Origin of the sequence: Streptococcus sp. 45, assembly GCF_900108865.1 — a bacterium.
In the GTDB taxonomy this organism is placed as follows: Bacteria; Bacillota; Bacilli; order Lactobacillales; family Streptococcaceae; genus Streptococcus; species Streptococcus ruminicola.
This window is the reverse complement of record NZ_FNXZ01000002.1, coordinates 88332-106275: the sequence shown is the minus strand read 5'-3', so window position 1 is coordinate 106275 and position 17944 is coordinate 88332. Positions and strand designations below refer to the sequence as shown.

Below are 17944 nucleotides of genomic sequence, written 5' to 3'. Positions count from 1 at the left end.
CCACCTCACTAGTTTTCCAATGCTTCTACAACTTTAGCGAGATGCATTGAATTACTACCTTTCAGTAAGATTTGGTCAGCTGGTTGTAAAACTGTTTGAACTGTTTTTAGCATGTCATCAAATTGATCTTCATCAGCTGTTTTCTTAAAGTAATAGACTTTACCTAGTGGGAACATTTGACTAGCAAGTTGTGCCAGTTCAGCAATGTCTTCACCGTAGAAAATGAGTGTATCTAGTGTTTCCGGTGACAAGCTCATAATCATACGCTTGTGAAGTTCAACAGATTGCTCACCTAATTCTTTCATATCAGCAAGCACAGCGATTTTTTTACCGCCTTCATTAGCAGGAATTTTAGAGAATGTTTCTAAAATCAAACGCATTGCTGTTGGGTTAGCATTGTAGACATCTGACAGAATATCTGCACCATTAGCTGCTTTTTTCCATTCTGTACGGTTACGTGTCAATTCAATGTTTTCTAAGGCTTCAACAATGTCATCATCTGAAATCGCCAATAACTTACCAACATAAGCTGCCACCATAGCATTTGTCGCATTGTATTTTCCTGGAACAGGAAGTGTAATCGGACGGTCAATCACATTTGTCGTAAAAGTAAGTGAGTCTTTGCTTTCTTGCAAATCTTTGACAAAAATCTCAGCACCATCACCGAAACGGATAACCATTTGACTTTCTGGTAAGTAAGGATCAACGATTGAGTCAGCTGGTGCAATCAAAATACCATCTGAGTCCATACCGTCAACGATTTGAAGTTTACCTTTGGCAATTTTCTCACGGCTACCAAAGAATTCCAAGTGAGCCTCACCAATCAAAGTCACAACACCGATGTGTGGCTTAGCCAGTTCAGACAAGAGATGAATATCACCCATGTGATCTTGTCCCATTTCAAGGACAATTTTTTCTGTGTCATCAGGCATATGAAGCGCTGTATAAGGTAAGCCAATTTCATTATTGTAGTTACCTTGTGTTTTGTATGTTTTATATTCTGTTGAAAGTACCGCAGCAATCATGTCTTTGGTCGTTGTTTTACCATTTGACCCTGTTACTGCAATCACATCAACGCGTTGTTTTTCAAGATAATAACTTGCTAGAGCTTGGAAAGCTTCTAAACAATCGTCAACTAAAATATAAGGATGACCTTCTACTTCGCGCTCTGAAAAAGTTGCAACAGCACCATTTTCAAAAGCTGTTTCAATAAAGTCATGTCCATCACGCGCACCCTTTAGGGGTAAGAACAAATCGCCTTTTTCAATCTTGCGACTGTCAAATTCAATTTGTCTCAGAGGAACGTCATCAAAATCCGAAATAGTGTTCTTTGCGCCAACAACTTTGGCGACTTCATGTAAATTAAGTTTCATTTTTTATTATCTCCATTATAAAAAGAGCCTTTTGGCTCCTCTTATTATATCACAAAATAAAGTGCTCTCAAGCATTTTCCTTATGGACCTTAGAATGATTCTTCCACCATGAAGATAAAATTGAACCAGAAATATTATGCCAAATTGAAAAAATTGTTGAAGGAATAGCTGCTTGCGGAACAAAATACTTCATTGCTAAAGTTGCACCTAAACTTGAGTCCTGCATTCCCACCTCAAATGTAATAGCTTTTTGTTGTGGCTCTTTCAAATGAAGAAGTTTTGAAAAGGCAAAACCAAGACCATAACCACATAAATTATGTAGCATAACAACCGGAATAACTAGCGCTGTTGCAGTCGTAAAAATATTAGCATGGTTAGCAGAAACAACAGCTCCAATAATCAAAAGAATCGCTACTTGCGAGATTAGAGGCATCAACTGAATAATGGTATTAATTTTTTTACCTAAAAGCGTATGAACTAACACCCCTAAAATGATTGGCACAACAACAATTCTTAAAGTTGAAAGAAAAAGGCTAACTGCTGGTACAGCAATAAATTGCCCTGCTAAAATCGATAACAATAAAGGAAGCATAATCGGTGCTAGAAGTGTTGAAAGAATTTCAATAGAAACATCCAAAGCAACATCTCCCCCTGATAAAAAAGCCATTACACTAGAAGATGTTCCACTAGGACAAGACCCAACTAAAATAACACCCGCTGCCGTTGCTCCTGTTAAATGAAACATATGACATAAGAGCCAAGCTAGACTCGGCATAATAATATAATGTGCCACTGTACCTAAAACAACAGGAATTGGACGTTTAGAAATACGAATAAAATCTTCAGTCTTCAGTGTCAGTCCCATTCCAAAAAGAATAACTCCCAATAGATACGATGTATTAGGGATAACCCAGATACTGGTCTGAGGTAAGAAATAATTAAAGAAAGCCCAAATAATGACAACTAAGGTGAACCATTTACTAAGTTGTCTTGAAAAATCAGTTAGTTTTTCCATCATTTTCTCCTTAACTAAAAAGCATTTTCTAAGTAAAGCCTTTGATTTTTACAGCTTCATTATACGACTATTTTCAGAATTTTTAATCTTTTTACGTAATCATTTTCATTTATTTTCCAAGTCATATTCAAAAGAATCTTTTTTGTGATACAATAAACCTGTAAGGAGATAAAACCTTACACAGAGTAGATGATTCGCGTTAAGTGTGTGTGAATGGGATGTCGTCACACAACGAAGCAATTTGCGCGGTGAATCGTTGCATCCGCTGTTATTTTTTAACAGCTCCAGTTTTCAAATGTAAAAAGGAGCAAAAAATGAAAAACATTTTTCAAACACCAAAACTCACATCAAAGCGACTCGTGACCCTAGCTATGCTAATTGCACTGGCATTCATTGTTGGAAAGTTTTCTATTCCAGTTATTCCAGAACAATTGGTCATAAGCTTTACTTTCATTGTCAATGCTATTATCGGAATGGTTGCTGGTCCTATTTGGGGATTTATTAGTTTTGCCATCCTTGATGTCGTTGATAATCTCTTAAGCGGTCAAGGAAACTTTATTATCTGGTGGACTTTGATGGAAGCTGTTCAAGGATTTTTTTATGGACTTTTCTTCTATGGAAAAGAGCTCAAATGGTCAAATAAAAAAGATTGGCTTCACGTCACTCTGGCAGTACTTGTTACCATGCTGATTAGTACTTTTATCTTCACACCACTGCTTGTTCAGATTTATTTTCACGTTCCATTTTGGGCACAATATCTAGCAGGTCGCTGGTTAAAAATCTTTGAAATTCCAATTCGTATTATCGTCATCATGCTTGTTGTTCCAAGGTTGCAGCGCACCCCTGAACTACGCAAGCTTGCTAATTTATAAATCAAAAACCTCAGAGAGTTATCCCATCTCTGAGGTATTTTTTTGCAGCAAAAAAGCACCTAACGGTGCTTTTCATTTTTAAATCAAATGGCTTTCGCGTTTTTCAAACATCTCTTTAGCCAGCTCAACCAATTTTTCAATCAAATCTGAGTAAGCAAGTCCCATGTTTTCCCAAAGAAGTGGATACATTGACCATTGTGTGAAACCAGGCATTGTGTTCAATTCGTTAAGGTAAACATGACCGTCTTCTGTCAAGAAGAAATCACAACGTGACAAACCACAGCCGCCGATAGCACGGAAAGCTGTTGTTGCATAGCCACGCATTTCTTCCATAATGTCGCTATCAATATGAGCTGGAATATCCATGGTAATTTTGTTATCGATGTATTTAGCATCGTAATCGTAGAAAGCAACGTCTTTAACAACTTCACCAGGAAGTGTTGTCTTCACGTCAGCATTTCCCAAAATACCAACTTCGATTTCTCGAGCGTTAACACCAGTTTCGATAAGAATACGGCTATCATATTTAAGAGCAAAATCAATAGCAGTGCGAAGAGCTGCTTCGTCTTCAGCTTTTGAAATACCTACTGAAGAACCCATGTTAGCTGGTTTAACAAAGACTGGATAAGTCAATTTTTCATTAACTTCTGCTACTGCTTCATCAAGATTAGAACCTTCAACATAAGTCACGTAAGGAACAAGTGGAACTCCTGCAGATTCAAGGACATGTTTTGTTGAAATTTTGTCCATTGCAACACTTGATGACAAAATGTTAGTTCCAACATAAGGCATTTTAAGAACTTCAAGGAAACCTTGGACAGAACCATCTTCACCCATTGGTCCGTGAAGAACTGGGAATACTACTGCGCCAGGTTCATAAATATCACTTGGTTTAATTTTTTGACTTTCAACAACTGTGTCGTTAGTCATCAATTTTTCATCATCAGCAGGTTTGCTAAAGAATTCTTGTGTTTTAATAAAATCACCAGATTTTGTGATGAAGTAAGTTTTCACAAAGAATTTATCATAATTAATCGCACGCATGACGCTTTCAGCTGATAAAACAGATACTTCACGTTCCGCAGAACGTCCACCATAAAGTAAAACAAGCGTTTCTTTTGCCATAAACTTTAATTACCTGAACAGAAAAAAGGTACTAAGTTTTAATACACTTAATAACATTTTTCATCGAACCAAGAAACCTCACAAAATAAGCAAAATCTCAGTTCAAGTTCAATTCCTTTTCTATTACAATTTCCTAATTATCATACCACAAAAGATGCCGCCTTTCAAACAAGATTGGGCATTAGATGGAAGAAAAGATGACAAAGGGTGAGGGGGTGCAAATAAGATACTTTTACAAATAATTCTTAAAAAAATCTATTGTTGCTTTCCAAGAAATAACAGAATCTGATAACAAATTCTCTTTTAAAATATTAGTGTATCGCTGATTAGGTTGATAAGCAATTGTTAGCATATGACCTCCATTGTTCAATAAAATAGACTTTACCAATCCATTTTTTCTCTTCTGCAACTGCTTCTCTAATAGCTTTATTGAAAACTCTGTATTCCAAATTTCATCAGATTTCTCACCTATCATTAATACATTAGCTCCTATCTCTTTCGCCTTAATCAAGCTACTGAGTTCATAATCGCTAAACTTTTGTCCTAAAAATTTTTCTTTAAAAAATTCTCTGATACTAAATTTTGTATAAGGTAGTTCTTTATTCTGATATGTCCAAGAAGAGTGTTTAGAATTTATCCTGCCTTTTAAACCTTCTAATATGGCACAAGAGGGGGAATTGACAACAAGGCACCTAAATTGTGAAAAAAGACTTGCTGCAACCAAAGATAACTCCGCACCTTTAGAACGACCATATAAACCAATTCTATTTTCATCTACAATGTCTAAATTGGCTAAATAATCTAAATTTTCCTTTACAATTTCCAAAGGTATTCGATCCAAATACCTGCTTATTCCCCTAAGACCAAAATAAGCAACCGCTAAAGTTACAAAACCTCTACTTGCCAACAACTGAGCTATATTTTGTGCTTTTTCTATTCGACCATCACTACCACTAAATACAATGATTGCTGGTAAATTTTGAGCATTGCTAGGATAAAATAATCTTGCTTGATATTTTGAAGAAATAATCGTTTCATGCGAAATCTCTGGTAACTGATAATAGCGTTTGAAGATTTTTTCAGCTATTTTTTTACTTTTAGAAAAAATTTCAATTTTTACATAAAAACTGTCATAAACAGGAATATCCCTAACGTCTTCCAACAAATGATTTTTCTTTGATTTTAAAGGTCTACAAGAAAAAAATAATCCCATATCAATTTTACCTATATAATTTCCTTCTAGAGATATACAATTATTAACAGAAACTACCCCATTATCGTCAGCTTGATATTTTGCCCAAGCATACCAAGGTGTTTCAGAACCTATTCTCATCGGCGCATTAATATTATAATAATCCAGTAAGGTCATATGAACATCAATAATCTGATTTGGTTTTAATTGATTAATCATAATATCGAATTTATCATCAGCTAATAGACTTTCACTCTTCAAATTTATTTTGATCGTTTTCTTCACTAACTTCCTCATCTCCCTTCCAGTAATCATGATTATTTGTACTTTCCCATACATTTTCAATAGTTTTCATCAATTCTAAAACCTCATTTAAAAATTCTGCTGAATAGGAAGCTAAAATACTATAAATTTCTTTTTCTAAGTAGCTTTGTTGCAAATCATGTTGTTGGACGACGTCACACCCAGTATTCGTTAAATATAGTGAATGAGTATTGGAAGTTTTATTTTTCGTTTCTTTCATTAAAAAACCTTTTTCACTTAGTTTATTAACCATCTGAGTAACTGCACTTCTAGAAATTTTCTTTTTTCTAGCTATCTCGGATAGATATTTTGGCTTTTCTTTAGCAATAAATACCAAAAAATGAACCTCAGTTATAGATAGTTCTGGATACTTTTCCATTTTGTGCTGTCTTTTTTCTAAACGGTTATAACTTTTAATAAAAGCAGACAGATGTTTATTAATATTTTCCAAAATTTTCCTCATCTCTTTTGTTAAGTAACTTAACAAAAGTTTACTATGTTTAAAAAAAATATACAAGCAAAAAAGCAACTTCAAAATAAAAGTTGCTTTCTTATCTACAATTCTGTTCGGTTTTCGATGGCACGAAGTAGGGTAACTTCATCGGCATATTCGATATCTGAACCTACCGCTAATCCACGCGCCAAGCGTGTTACTTTGATTCCTGCAGGTTTTAGGACACGTGAGATATACATAGATGTTGCTTCACCATCTGCGGTGGCGTTGGTTGCAATAATAACCTCACTAACCTCACTATCCATCAAACGTGTAATCAATGACTTCAAATTAATATCATCAGGACCGACACCATTCATCGGTGAAATAAGCCCGTGTAAGACATGATAAAGTCCGTGATATTCTTGGATTTTTTCCATAGCTGAGACATCTTTTGAATCCTCAACCACCAAAATCACTGAACGATCACGTGTCTGATCATTACAAATTTGGCAAGGATCTTCATCAGTCAAATTCCCGCACACTGAACAATAAGTTAATTCTCGTTTTGCAGCCAACAAGTTTTTAGCAAATTCATTCACGTCTTCATCAGACATACCAATCGTGTAAAAGGCCAAACGCGTCGCCGTTTTAATCCCAATTCCTGGTAACTTTGTAAAACTATCAATTAGCTTTGCAATCGGTGTTGGATAAAGCATTTTTTCTCCTTTCTTCTGATAAAGTCACGAGCCGACCTTCGCCGACTCGAACTTCTTTTTTATTTATTAGCGTATGTTGACATGTACAAGTTAATAATGTCACGCGCAATTAATTGGTTAGGGTGATTATCATCACTTGTCAAGTGAGGGATGATAACCGCAACCGCAATTTTAGAATCATCATTTTTTGAGTAATCGTAAGCAAGAACACTCAAGTTAACTGTTGTCACTGCATTACCATTGGCGTCAATAGCATAAGTTTCAGCAGTACCTGTTTTACCAGCGATAGTGACATTTCCACGCATGTGAGTACCAGTAGCATAACCACTTGTACTATTTACCACTTGATAGAAACCTTGTTGAAGAAGAGCCATTTCATCGCTTGAAATATTAACTTTGTTTAAAACATTAGTATCAATCGTTTTAGACAAGTTGCCAAGTCCTGTTGTGCCATCATTATCATAAACACTATCGACAATGTGTGGCGCAACACGGTTACCACCATTTGCGACTGTTGCAGCGTACTGAGCAAGTTGCATTGGTGTGTAAGAATCGTACTGACCGAAGGCTTCTGTTAAGACATTACCAGGGCTGTAATCTTCTGAGAGGTAACCAGTCGTTGTTTCTGGCAAATCCATTCCAGTGCTTGTTCCTAAACCATATTCGGCATAGGTAGCACGAAGTTCTTCCATAGCTTCTTTTGTTCCAGTTGTGGCAAGTGCCATTCCAGAATAATATTCTTGCCCCATCATTTTAAGTGCTACTTGAACCATGTAAGTATTTGAAGAGTACTCAAGGGCTTGAACAGCTGTGATATTCGTTGCCCCACTACCTGTGAACCACGACTTAATGGCTGGAGAGCCAGCAAGATTGATTGACTGGTCGGCAATGACTTGGTTACCAGAAATCGCATTATTTTCCCAACCTGAACTGATAGTTGCAGCTTTGACAACTGACCCTGGAACAAAGAGGTCATTAATTGTTCCAAGAGCGTCTAGAGTTGTTGTTGACGAACCAGTTTCATGTGACAAACCTGCCATGGCTAAAATAGCACCTGTCTTAGGATTCAAAGCCACCGCATAAGCCCCTTCAGAATAAGTAGCAAAACCAGCAGCAATTGAAGCTCCGTAATACTGATTCAAAATATTTTCAACACCTGATTGAAAATCAGAGTTAACAGTCAACTTCAAATTCTTACCAGCTTTACCTTCGCTAGTAACATCATCTGCCACAACGTTACCATTCTTATCGGTAGTGATTTCACGAACTGTGTGTGTTCCTTGCAAATCATCTTCATAAGCTTTTTCAAGATAAGATGTTCCGACACGGTCATTCATCGAATAACCTTTAGCTAGATATTCTTCTGCCTCTTCAGCTGGCAAACCTGATTGTTTTGAAGAAACTGTACCAATAAGGGTTGATAGAGAACCTGTTGATGTTTGACGATCCCAATCAGTCGCAATTGAAATACCTGATAATTTTGAACGATTAGCTGTGATATAAGCAATTTGCTCGTCTGTCAAATCACCAGTCGTCAAGTTAACCGTACTGAAAGTTGAGGCAGCATTCATCTGACTGAAAATGTACACCAACTTCAATTCGTCTTCTGAATAATTAATCTCATCATCTGTTACAGCCTTGACAGCATTGGCGTAAACTTTTGATTCTGTTAAGTTATTACCATAATTATCATATTTTTGATTATTTGGAAGACTCTTGACTACCTTAGCATAAGTGTCTGAATCAGCTAAATAATAATCTTTTTTCTGACGTGTTGTAACATTTGTTTCTGTAAAATCAACCAAGGTCGATAGCGTTTTTGCCAAGTTTTTCATTTCCTCAGCAGTGATGGTATTACTACGTGTGAAAGCAACGACCTGTTTAACATTATTTGATACTAATAGATTGCCTGCGGCATCAAAAATTTGACCACGAGGACTTGAGGACGTTACCTTGTAGGTAGTTGATGAATTTAACTTATCATCGTAAAAAGATTTATTTAAAATTTGCATCTGTGCCAATCTTAAAATAATAATTGAAAATAAGACGACGATAACTGCAAAAATCAAATAAATACGTTTTGTAATACTGGTTGTTTTTTTGGCAATTTTGATTTTGCTCAATCTCTTCTTAACTGACATTCTTTCCTCACAATTAAAAGCTTCGTTTTATATTTTATCACAATTTACTTAAAAGAGAGTGACACAAAATGTAAAACTTTTCACTTTTTTACATCCCCACTTTTCAAGAAAAAAAGAACACCAAAAAAGGAGTGATTTAACACTCCTTTCACTCTATTTAGCATCAACTGAAAAATCAACGCCAACTTTATCACGTAAGAATTTCCAAAGGAAATACGCAATGTAAAAATCAATTGTTCCATGAACGAGAGAACCTAACCCAATCAAGCCTACCAAAGACCAAATATAAGCTGCTCCTGTATGTGCACCAGCTGTTAAAGCAAGAACAACGATGAATTCTGCTAAACCATGTAAAATATTTAAGAAAATAGCTAATCCAAATGTCAAAACTGGCTTTTCAAGCAAGGTTGGGCGCTTTTTAATCATGACAGCACCAACGACTGCAAACAACAAATGTGATACAGCTCGCAAAACGATGACAATTGGAAAACCAGCTAACAAGAATCCAAGACTTGTTCCCAAAGCGACTAAAACAGCCACTTGTGGTGAAATGAACATAGCCATAAAGACAGGCACGTGACTAGCTAGTGTAAATGAAGCTGGACCGATGACAACCTTAACCGGCATAACCATAGGAATTAAAATCCCAAAGGCAACTAAAATAGCTGTAAAAGCAAGAGACTTAGTTTGATGACGTCTCATATGACAACTCCTTTTATATATGATAATACCTGAATGATCCCCAATTATCACTCAGGTATGACGATAGCTTTAATCAATTAACTAACAAGCAATACACACGTTTTTTTGAAAGTAGCTAACTGACCTAGCCTATTATAAAGAAAAAAAGAACAGGTGTCAAGACACCTGTAGCTGTTTTAATTTGATTTCAAAAGCAAGCCCTTATCAGACAAGTCAGATTTGATTTCTTCAAATTCATCTTTTGAATGACATGACAAGGTATGTGTATGAATACCATCCGTTAAAGATGAAAGGAGTGTAGCATTTGAATGTTCAACCTTCTCCATAAAGTTATCAATATCTTCCTGACTTTTGATATTAAGAGGTGCTGTCAGCATCCCATAAATTGGATGTTCAACTTCCACATCAACCATAATGCCACCTTTTGAGATGACACTCTCCAATTCTTCTTTAGTATGCTCTGGACCGTGTTGACAAGCAATTTTCCCGATAAACTGGTGTGAGTAAAGTGCCTGAGATAAGACATAACCTCGTGGCGTAGAAATGACATCATGATTAGCTGCTCTCAACAAAGCCACATCTCCTACAATAATTTGGCGACTCACACCAAGTTGACCTGCTAAAACACTTGCTGAAATGGGAACTTGCGTCTGACTCAAAATATCAATAATTTTTTGACGGCGTTCTGCTGCTTTCATAAAAGCCCCCTTTACAAAATATAATACTTACTACTAATCATACCACAAATTGAACGAAAACAGAATTTCTCCGAACTGATAACAAAAAGGGTACCAAATTCAAAAAAAGCACCCTAGGGACTAGCCTAGAATGCTTTCATATCAAGGGCTTTACGCCTTATAATCTCTTATCAGATTATTTACCCAAGAAGTATTCGTCAGTAACGTTCAATTTTTCATCAAATTCGAATACAAGTGGTGGGAAGTTAGGGATTTCTACATCCATAATTTCGTCATCTGACAATTGTTTGATGTGTTTTACAAGAGCGCGGATTGAGTTACCGTGAGCACCTACAAAGACGTTTTTACCATCTTTAAGAGCTGGAGCGATTTTATCTTCCCAGAATGGAAGGGCACGTTCCAAAGTAACTTTCAAGTTTTCTGCATCTGGAACAACTTTGTCATCAAGGTTAGCGTAACGACGGTCAGTGTGTGCTGAGTATTGATCGTCTTTAGCCATAGCTGGTGGCAATACATCGTATGAACGACGCCAGATGTGAACTTGTTCGTCACCCCATTTTTCAGCAGCTTCAGCTTTGTTTTGACCAGTCAAACCACCGTAGTGACGTTCGTTCAAGCGCCATGATTTTTCAACTGGAACCCAAAGTTGGTCAGAAGCTTCAAGAGCAAGGTTAGTTGTTTTGATAGCACGTTTAAGAACCGAAGTGAAAGCAACATCGAATTCGATTCCTGCTTCTTTGATCAATTTACCAGCTTCAGTAGCTTGTTTAGTACCTTCTTCTGTAAGGTCAACGTCAGCCCAACCAGTGAAAAGGTTAGCTTTGTTCCATTCAGATTGCCCGTGACGTGCAAACACTAATTTTACCATTAGATAAAGTCTCCTTTAAAATAGTCCAAAGGCTATAAATACACAGCGAAAAATAGATCTTAACCCTTACCAGAATGGCAAATCATTAAACTATTTTTGGCTCAGCATTTTAACCAATTATTATTACGACAAAAGTCGTTTACTCTTACTATTCTACCCAAAAAGCTCTAAAAAAGCTAGTATAATTGCTAATTTTCTGTAAAAGAGTCTGCCTTTACCAACCGTTTACTCTCATTTTTTTCAAAATAAAAAATGGCATGACCAGCAATCGATTCTCAAAAAGAGAGATTCAAAAGCAGTCATACCACCCCACTTTCTAACGAAAATGGTAGCTTTCTATATGATTAAGGCTATTATAATTCAAAAAATTTTCTATGTCAATTTCATTGTTCGCATGGCATTCAAGGTCGCAAGTACTGTCACACCAACGTCAGCGAAAATAGCTAACCACATATTAGCTAAGCCTAGACTAGCGAGTATCAAGACTAAAACTTTGATACCGATTGAAAAGATAATATTTTCTCTAGCGATAGTGATTGTCTGACGTGCAATCTTGATAGCCTGCGCAATTTTTGACAAATGGTCATTCATAACAACAACATCTGCTGCTTCAATGGCAACATCACTACCAAGCCCCCCCATGGCGATACCAATATCAGCTCTAGCTAATACAGGAGCATCATTAATGCCATCACCAACAAATCCAACTGTGGCACGAGGAGATTTTTTCAACAAATAGCCTTCCAGTTCACTGACCTTATCAGCTGGCAATAGCTCCGCTTTGTAATCTGTCATTGACAAGTCATCAGCAATTTTTTCAGCTACTTCGTGACGGTCTCCCGTTAACATGACAAGATTTTTCACACCAGCTTTTTTAAGTTGTTCCAGAGCTTCCTTGGTATCTGATTTAATGCAATCTGAAATAACGATATGACCAGCATAAGCACCATCAATAGCCACATGAACAATCGTTCCGACTTTATGGCAAGTTTTCCATTTAGCTCCTAAGCTATCCATAAATTTAGTATTTCCGACAGCCACATCATGACCGTTTACCTTAGCACTAATACCGTAACCAGATTTTTCAGTCACATCTGTAATCGAACAATCATCTGCTTCTTTCTCATAAGCTTCACGAAGTGATTGAGCAATCGGGTGACTTGAAAAACGTTCCACGTGACTAGCCAAGTGTAGTAAATGCTCTTTCTTAATATCATCTGAATGAAGAGCTGTTACCTCAAAAACACCTTCTGTCAAAGTCCCTGTTTTATCAAAAAGCAACGTTTCAAGTGAAGCTAAACTTTCAAGATAGTTTGAGCCTTTAATGAGAACACCAGCTTTTGAGCTTGCTCCCAAACCGCCAAAAAAGCTAAGCGGAATAGAAATGACCAAAGCACATGGACAAGAAATAACAAGGAAAGTCAGCGCACGGCTCAGCCACTCTGGAAAATTCCCTACAAAATCACCTGAAAATACTGGCGGTAAGAAAGCTAAAATCAAAGCAGCAATAACTACCGTTGGCGTGTAAACTTCTGCAAACTTAGTCATAAAACGTTCGCTCTTTGACTTATTAGCTGTTGAATTTTCAAGCAAATCTAAAATCTTACTCAAAGTAGAATCTTCAACACGATGCAAAACTTTAACACGAATCACACCAGTCATGTTAATCATCCCTGAGAGAACTTGGTCACCAACCTGAACACTTTGCGGTAAACTTTCTCCTGTCAAAGCTGCTGTATCAACCGAAGACTCACCAGAAACCAAGATACCATCAATCGCAACCTTCTCCCCAGGTTGAATCACAATCACCTGACCCTCTTGTAAGGTTTTCGGATCAACATCAACTGTTCGACCACCTTCTTCCAAATGAACAAGATTTGGTCGCAAATCTAGTAGTTCTGAAATTGATTTTTCACTGCTACCTTCAGCAATATGCTCAAAGAATTCACCAACTTGGTAGAAAATCATTACAAATACTGCTTCGGCAAATTCAGCCTCACCAGTCATAAAACTAAGAGCAAATGCTCCAAGTGTCGCTAGTGACATCAAAAAATGTTCACTAAAGACTTTCCCTTGACTTATTTTTACCAAGGCTTTTTTCAAAACATCATAACCAGCCATTAAAAATGGAATGGCATATAAAAAAGCTTGAGCTACTAAGCCCAGATGGTTCAAGCGAACCACAAGGAAAACGACAAGAAAAACTAGCGCTGCTAGCAAGATGCGAGCGAGCTTCTTTTTATGTTTATGTGACATGATTAATCCTCCTGATAATGCTCTACAACAGACTCCAAAACTTGGCTAATATGCTTATCAGCAAGGGCATAAATCTGATTTTTCCCTTCGCGTCGAACAGAAACAATCTTGAGATTTTTTAGCATAGTCAACTGATGTGAAATCGCTGATGGCGTCATCTCTAAAATTTCTGCTAATTCACTAGATTTTAACTCTCCCTTGCTTAAACAAGAAATAATTTGCAAACGAGTCGTATTTCCAAGAGCTTTAAAAAAGCTGGAAACATCCGTTAGCAAATCACCTTTTAGCAATTTTTGTGATTCATTAGTCTCAATCATCTTAATTATCTCCAATATCTTTTATAAAACACTTGAACAATTACTCAAATGTTCTACTGTAATCAGTTTATCACTTTCACAAAAACTATGCAAGCATGAACTAATTTTGTTTAATTCGAGAGGTATTTTTCATTTTTTCAGTCTATTAACAAGAGAAAAAACACAAAAAGTATCCAAAATTAAGCAAAATCTTTCTGTTTTTTATAATATTTTTAAGATTGTTCGGAAAAACACTTGCTTTCAGGTTACTGAAATAGTAAAATGTTTCTTGTAATATCAGAAAATTCACTATTGTGTGATAATAGATTTTTGGAGGACTTTATGGTTTCAACTGCAACAAAAATTGGAGCTTTCGATTTTGACAACTGCTTGATGAACGCTGCTGGCGTTTATTGTATGACTCGAGAAGAATTAGCTGAAATTGAGGCTTCTGCTGCAGGCTCTTTCGTCACAAAAACTGGAACATTGGCTGCGCGTCCAGGAAATCCCGAACCGCGTTACGCTGATACAGCTCTTGGTTCAATCAATTCTATGGGACTACCAAACAATGGTTTCCAATATTATCTTGACTACGTTACTGAACTCCAAAACACACCAAATAGTAAAAATCACTTCTTGTCACTTGTTGGTATGTCTGAAGAAGAAACACATACTATCTTAAAAACAGTTCAAGAATCTGACTACCAAGGACTTGTAGAACTAAACCTTTCTTGTCCAAATGTCCCAGGTAAGCCACAAATCGCTTATGATTTTGAAACAACTGAACGAATTTTAAAAGATATCTTCACATACTTTACAAAACCTCTTGGAGTTAAACTGCCTCCATATTTTGACATCGCACACTTTGACCGTGCGGCAGCTATCTTCAATCAATTTCCACTAACATTCGTTAACTGCATCAACTCAGTCGGAAATGGTTTGGTGGTTGACGATGAAACTGTTGTTATCAAACCTAAAAATGGTTTTGGTGGCATCGGTGGTGATTATGTAAAACCAACTGCCCTTGCTAATGTCCATGCCTTTTACAACCGCCTAAATCCTTCTATCCAAATCATTGGAACTGGTGGTGTCAAATCAGGTCGTGACGCATTTGAACACATCTTGTGTGGTGCAAGTATGGTTCAACTAGGAACAATTCTTCACCAAGAAGGTCCTGCTGCCTTTGCCCGCATCACAGAAGAACTTAAAGCTATCATGGAAGAAAAAGGTTATGAAACCCTAGAAGACTTCCGTGGCAAATTGAAATATATCGACTAATAAAAAAACAAAAAGAGCAAGGACATGTTGTCCTCACTCTTTTTAGGATTTGCCACCTCCTACAGTTGACATAGAAGCTCTTCTCATAAGAGAAAGAGTTCCTAAAAGATTAATTATTACGCATTAAGTTCAAAATTGGTTTTTTGATAAGTAGCAACAAAGCACCAATACCAAGACATACAAGTCCTAAGATACCGAAGAATGCTACTTCTGTGTCTTTAGTAAAGTATGGTGTAATCAAAGCATTCACTGCTTGTGAAGTTGAGTCTGCCAAGAACCAAAGTGCAACCATTTGTGATTGGAATGCAAGTGGTGCAAGTCTAGTTGAAACAGATAGACCTACTGGAGAAACTAACAACTCACCAGCCATTTGAACGGCAAACATTACCACCAACCAGATAAAGCTTACACGGTTGTTTGTTCCATACAACATACCTGGCAAAGCCATGATCATGTATGACACACCAGTTAACAACAATCCTAATCCAAATTTTGTAACCGCTGATGGTTGACGTTCACCCATTTTGTTCCAAATCCAAACAAATAATGGTGTCAAGATAACGATGAACAATGGATTAAGCAATTGATACCATGAAGGGTCAATGTAAAGGTTAATACCAAAGATTGTTGGATGCAAGTTTGTACGAGTTTCACCCCAGACAGCAATAACTGTCGCACTTTGTTCTTCAACTAACCAGAAAACGATAGAAGACAAGAACAATGGAAGGTAAGCCAACAATTGCTTACGTTCTGTACTTGAAACTTTTTTAGATGCGAACATCAAGATAAAGTAGATAAATGGGATGAAGATACCAGCCATTGATAGAATATTGATGACGTTATCAACGAATTTAGCTGGGCTTGCTTGGTAAAGTAATGTTCCAGCAACAGCTAAGATAACAAAACCAATAACTGATTTGATTGCTAACCCTTTTTTCTCTGCTGTCGTTAATGGATTGGAAGGTTTGTTTCCAATTTCTGGGAATTGCTTCATTCGTCCATACCAATAAACAAATAGAGCAAATACCATACCAATAGCGGCAAGAGAGAAACCTAAGTGATAGTTGATACTTTGTCCAACTGTTCCTACTACGATAGGAGCAAGCAATGAACCGATATTGATACCGATGACAAAGATATTGAAACCTGTGTCACGACGAGGATCGTCTGGTTCATATAAGTGACCAACCATATTTGAAATGTTTGGTTTCAACATCCCTGTTCCCAAGATAATCAAGAATAGTGAGATGAAAAGAGACGTCAAGCCAAACGGAAGAGCTAAAACAACGTGCCCTAGGGTAATAAGAATACCACCGATAAAGATTGTTTGAGATGCGCCAAGGACGCGGTCTGCAAACCATCCACCAATAATACCAGAAAGGTATACAAGAGCTCCATAGATACTTACAATAGCCATTGCTTGTGGCTTAGGAAGTCCTAACCCTGCGTTAGCTGAAGTAACAGATGCGTACAAATAGTAAATTAAGATTGCACGCATTCCATAATACGAGAATCGTTCCCAAAGTTCTGTTTGGAATAAAGTAAACAAAGCCTTAGGCTGTCCAAAAAATGTTTTTTCTTTATTTTTTTCCATACAATCCATTATATAGATTTTTTTTAATTTGGGCAATAGAAATTTTATTTAAAATATTAAGTAAATTCTTGAAAATGGATATAATCACAGCAAATTCCTCTCAAAATCAACATCTTTTTCAAATGACTTGCTCAAAAAAATAGCGCCACAAAGGCGCTATTTTTGGGCTTTTAAAGAGGCTGAGTCAAAAATACTCAGCCTCTCAATTTATAAAATTGTAATAAATATACGCATTTCAACAATCTGGAAATAAATTTTTGAAAATGACTGTCAAAAATATGCCAGCTTTAATTAACTTAGTTTATTTGGCAAGTTAGATTTCCTGCTTTAGACATTTTTTTATTATAAAAGCAAATACTCACTGCTGACTTAGCCGCAATCGGCTGAGAAATCAGCTCTCACCCCAAACTTCCTTATTCTTTACCAATTATCCCAAAAATCACTGTCGTCTTCATCTGGGCTTGTTTTATCGTCTTCTTCTGCTTGATCTTGAGTGATGATATTTCCATTTTCATCAACTTTTGGTTTCATGGCAAGTCCAACCATAATCAACATCACAGCCTTAAAAAGTGAAAAAGCACCTAAAAAAATAACAACTAACAAAAGTGTTTTATCCATGATTTAACTCTTTCTTTACATTTATCACACGTAAGTTCACGATATTTCTATGTTCGATTATAACATAAAAGCATGGATTACTTTGACTTATTACTGTAAAACTTTTCTTCTTTACAAGAAAAAAAGAGCCTTGCCAGACTCAACAAAGGTTGATATGACAAGGTTCTTTTCTATGTAATTATTTTACAGCGTCTTTAAGTGCTTTACCAGCTTTGAATGCAGGTACTTTTGAAGCTGCAATTTCAATTTCTTCACCAGTTTGTGGGTTACGACCTTTACGAGCTGCGCGTTCGCGAACTTCAAAGTTACCAAAACCGATTAATTGAACTTTTTCGCCTTCAGAAAGGAAGCTTTCGATTGCTGAGAATACTGCATCTACAGCTGCTGCTGAATCTTTTTTAGTAAGCTCAGTTGCTTCTGCAACTTTAGCGATTAAATCTTGTTTGTTAGCCATTTAACAA

General features: G+C 36.6%; 17 protein-coding genes and 1 riboswitch. Of the genes, 2 read left to right on the top strand and 15 right to left on the bottom strand.

From position 1 onward, the window contains the following. Positions 1-8: 8 nt before the first annotated feature. On the bottom strand, positions 9-1373 hold the full coding sequence (gene murF, locus BMX18_RS04305) for a UDP-N-acetylmuramoyl-tripeptide--D-alanyl-D-alanine ligase (protein ID WP_093815251.1): 1365 nt from the start codon (positions 1371-1373) through the stop codon (positions 9-11). Positions 1374-1440: 67 nt separating this feature from the next. Then, the gene (locus BMX18_RS04300; protein WP_093815249.1) at positions 1441-2388 is read right to left on the bottom strand and encodes a bile acid:sodium symporter family protein; all 948 of its coding nucleotides are present in this window, start codon (positions 2386-2388) and stop codon (positions 1441-1443) included. Between the two features lie 179 nt (positions 2389-2567). Next, positions 2568-2658, top strand: a riboswitch (THF riboswitch). Positions 2659-2702: 44 nt separating this feature from the next. On the opposite strand from BMX18_RS04300, the gene BMX18_RS04295 reads away from it, so the two are divergent. Next, positions 2703-3260, top strand: a complete 558-nt coding sequence (locus BMX18_RS04295; RefSeq protein WP_093815247.1) for a folate family ECF transporter S component — start codon at positions 2703-2705, stop codon at positions 3258-3260. Positions 3261-3338: 78 nt separating this feature from the next. Here the strand turns inward: BMX18_RS04295 and BMX18_RS04290 are convergent, their stop codons facing one another. From BMX18_RS04290 to BMX18_RS04245, 10 genes are all read right to left on the bottom strand, one after another. Next, the gene (locus tag BMX18_RS04290; RefSeq protein ID WP_093815245.1) at positions 3339-4385 is read right to left on the bottom strand and encodes a D-alanine--D-alanine ligase; all 1047 of its coding nucleotides are present in this window, start codon (positions 4383-4385) and stop codon (positions 3339-3341) included. 232 nt (positions 4386-4617) lie between these two features. Further along, on the bottom strand, positions 4618-5850 hold the full coding sequence (locus tag BMX18_RS04285) for an acyl-CoA thioesterase/BAAT N-terminal domain-containing protein (protein WP_180366630.1): 1233 nt from the start codon (positions 5848-5850) through the stop codon (positions 4618-4620). Further along, entirely contained in the window at positions 5828-6331 is a 504-nt protein-coding gene (locus tag BMX18_RS04280) for a MarR family winged helix-turn-helix transcriptional regulator (RefSeq protein WP_050482984.1), read from the bottom strand. Before BMX18_RS04280 ends, BMX18_RS04285 begins: the two co-directional genes overlap by 23 nt. Before the next feature lie 104 nt (positions 6332-6435). Continuing rightward, positions 6436-7032: a recombination mediator RecR gene (gene recR / locus BMX18_RS04275; RefSeq protein WP_014334442.1), complete on the bottom strand. Its 597-nt coding sequence runs from the start codon at positions 7030-7032 to the stop codon at positions 6436-6438. A 59-nt stretch (positions 7033-7091) separates the two neighbouring features. Continuing rightward, positions 7092-9173: a penicillin-binding protein PBP2B gene (pbp2b, locus tag BMX18_RS04270; RefSeq protein WP_093815239.1), complete on the bottom strand. Its 2082-nt coding sequence runs from the start codon at positions 9171-9173 to the stop codon at positions 7092-7094. A 153-nt stretch (positions 9174-9326) separates the two neighbouring features. Then, complete coding sequence (locus tag BMX18_RS04265; RefSeq protein WP_039697259.1) at positions 9327-9875, bottom strand: hypothetical protein; 549 nt, start codon at positions 9873-9875, stop codon at positions 9327-9329. Between the two features lie 176 nt (positions 9876-10051). Beyond that, positions 10052-10573 carry a transcription repressor NadR gene (locus BMX18_RS04260; protein ID WP_039697260.1) on the bottom strand — a complete coding sequence of 174 codons (522 nt, stop codon included), beginning with the start codon at positions 10571-10573 and terminating at the stop codon, positions 10052-10054. Between the two features lie 175 nt (positions 10574-10748). Continuing rightward, the gene (locus BMX18_RS04255) at positions 10749-11441 is read right to left on the bottom strand and encodes a phosphoglycerate mutase (protein WP_020916409.1); all 693 of its coding nucleotides are present in this window, start codon (positions 11439-11441) and stop codon (positions 10749-10751) included. Positions 11442-11813: 372 nt separating this feature from the next. Then, positions 11814-13697 carry a heavy metal translocating P-type ATPase gene (locus tag BMX18_RS04250; protein ID WP_093815237.1) on the bottom strand — a complete coding sequence of 628 codons (1884 nt, stop codon included), beginning with the start codon at positions 13695-13697 and terminating at the stop codon, positions 11814-11816. Between the two features lie 2 nt (positions 13698-13699). Then, the gene (locus BMX18_RS04245; protein ID WP_006531516.1) at positions 13700-14014 is read right to left on the bottom strand and encodes an ArsR/SmtB family transcription factor; all 315 of its coding nucleotides are present in this window, start codon (positions 14012-14014) and stop codon (positions 13700-13702) included. A 321-nt stretch (positions 14015-14335) separates the two neighbouring features. Here BMX18_RS04245 and BMX18_RS04240 point away from each other — a divergent pair, with 321 nt between their 5' ends. Next, positions 14336-15271, top strand: a complete 936-nt coding sequence (locus tag BMX18_RS04240) for a dihydroorotate oxidase (protein WP_074601406.1) — start codon at positions 14336-14338, stop codon at positions 15269-15271. Between the two features lie 109 nt (positions 15272-15380). Here the strand turns inward: BMX18_RS04240 and BMX18_RS04235 are convergent, their stop codons facing one another. The 3 genes from BMX18_RS04235 to BMX18_RS04225 form a co-directional block, all read right to left on the bottom strand. Beyond that, complete coding sequence (locus BMX18_RS04235) at positions 15381-16865, bottom strand: peptide MFS transporter (protein WP_081341867.1); 1485 nt, start codon at positions 16863-16865, stop codon at positions 15381-15383. A 420-nt stretch (positions 16866-17285) separates the two neighbouring features. Continuing rightward, entirely contained in the window at positions 17286-17483 is a 198-nt protein-coding gene (locus tag BMX18_RS04230; protein ID WP_074559520.1) for a hypothetical protein, read from the bottom strand. A gap of 178 nt (positions 17484-17661) precedes the next feature. Then, complete coding sequence (locus BMX18_RS04225; protein ID WP_009853724.1) at positions 17662-17937, bottom strand: HU family DNA-binding protein; 276 nt, start codon at positions 17935-17937, stop codon at positions 17662-17664. Between the last annotated feature and the right edge of the window lie 7 nt (positions 17938-17944).

Bases quoted from the DNA above. Each gene is read 5' to 3' on its own strand.
- pbp2b (WP_093815239.1), bottom strand. From the start codon at position 9,173: ATGTCAGTTAAGAAGAGATTGAGCAAAATCAAAATTGCCAAAAAAACA.
- BMX18_RS04230 (WP_074559520.1), bottom strand. From the start codon at position 17,483: ATGGATAAAACACTTTTGTTAGTTGTTATTTTTTTAGGTGCTTTTTCA.
- BMX18_RS04265 (WP_039697259.1), bottom strand. From the start codon at position 9,875: ATGAGACGTCATCAAACTAAGTCTCTTGCTTTTACAGCTATTTTAGTT.
- recR (WP_014334442.1), bottom strand. From the start codon at position 7,032: ATGCTTTATCCAACACCGATTGCAAAGCTAATTGATAGTTTTACAAAG.
- BMX18_RS04260 (WP_039697260.1), bottom strand. From the start codon at position 10,573: ATGAAAGCAGCAGAACGCCGTCAAAAAATTATTGATATTTTGAGTCAG.
- BMX18_RS04250 (WP_093815237.1), bottom strand. From the start codon at position 13,697: ATGTCACATAAACATAAAAAGAAGCTCGCTCGCATCTTGCTAGCAGCG.
- murF (WP_093815251.1), bottom strand. From the start codon at position 1,373: ATGAAACTTAATTTACATGAAGTCGCCAAAGTTGTTGGCGCAAAGAAC.
- BMX18_RS04295 (WP_093815247.1), top strand. From the start codon at position 2,703: ATGAAAAACATTTTTCAAACACCAAAACTCACATCAAAGCGACTCGTG.
- BMX18_RS04225 (WP_009853724.1), bottom strand. From the start codon at position 17,937: ATGGCTAACAAACAAGATTTAATCGCTAAAGTTGCAGAAGCAACTGAG.
- BMX18_RS04240 (WP_074601406.1), top strand. From the start codon at position 14,336: ATGGTTTCAACTGCAACAAAAATTGGAGCTTTCGATTTTGACAACTGC.
- BMX18_RS04235 (WP_081341867.1), bottom strand. From the start codon at position 16,865: ATGGAAAAAAATAAAGAAAAAACATTTTTTGGACAGCCTAAGGCTTTG.
- BMX18_RS04245 (WP_006531516.1), bottom strand. From the start codon at position 14,014: ATGATTGAGACTAATGAATCACAAAAATTGCTAAAAGGTGATTTGCTA.
- BMX18_RS04300 (WP_093815249.1), bottom strand. From the start codon at position 2,388: ATGGAAAAACTAACTGATTTTTCAAGACAACTTAGTAAATGGTTCACC.
- BMX18_RS04290 (WP_093815245.1), bottom strand. From the start codon at position 4,385: ATGGCAAAAGAAACGCTTGTTTTACTTTATGGTGGACGTTCTGCGGAA.
- BMX18_RS04255 (WP_020916409.1), bottom strand. From the start codon at position 11,441: ATGGTAAAATTAGTGTTTGCACGTCACGGGCAATCTGAATGGAACAAA.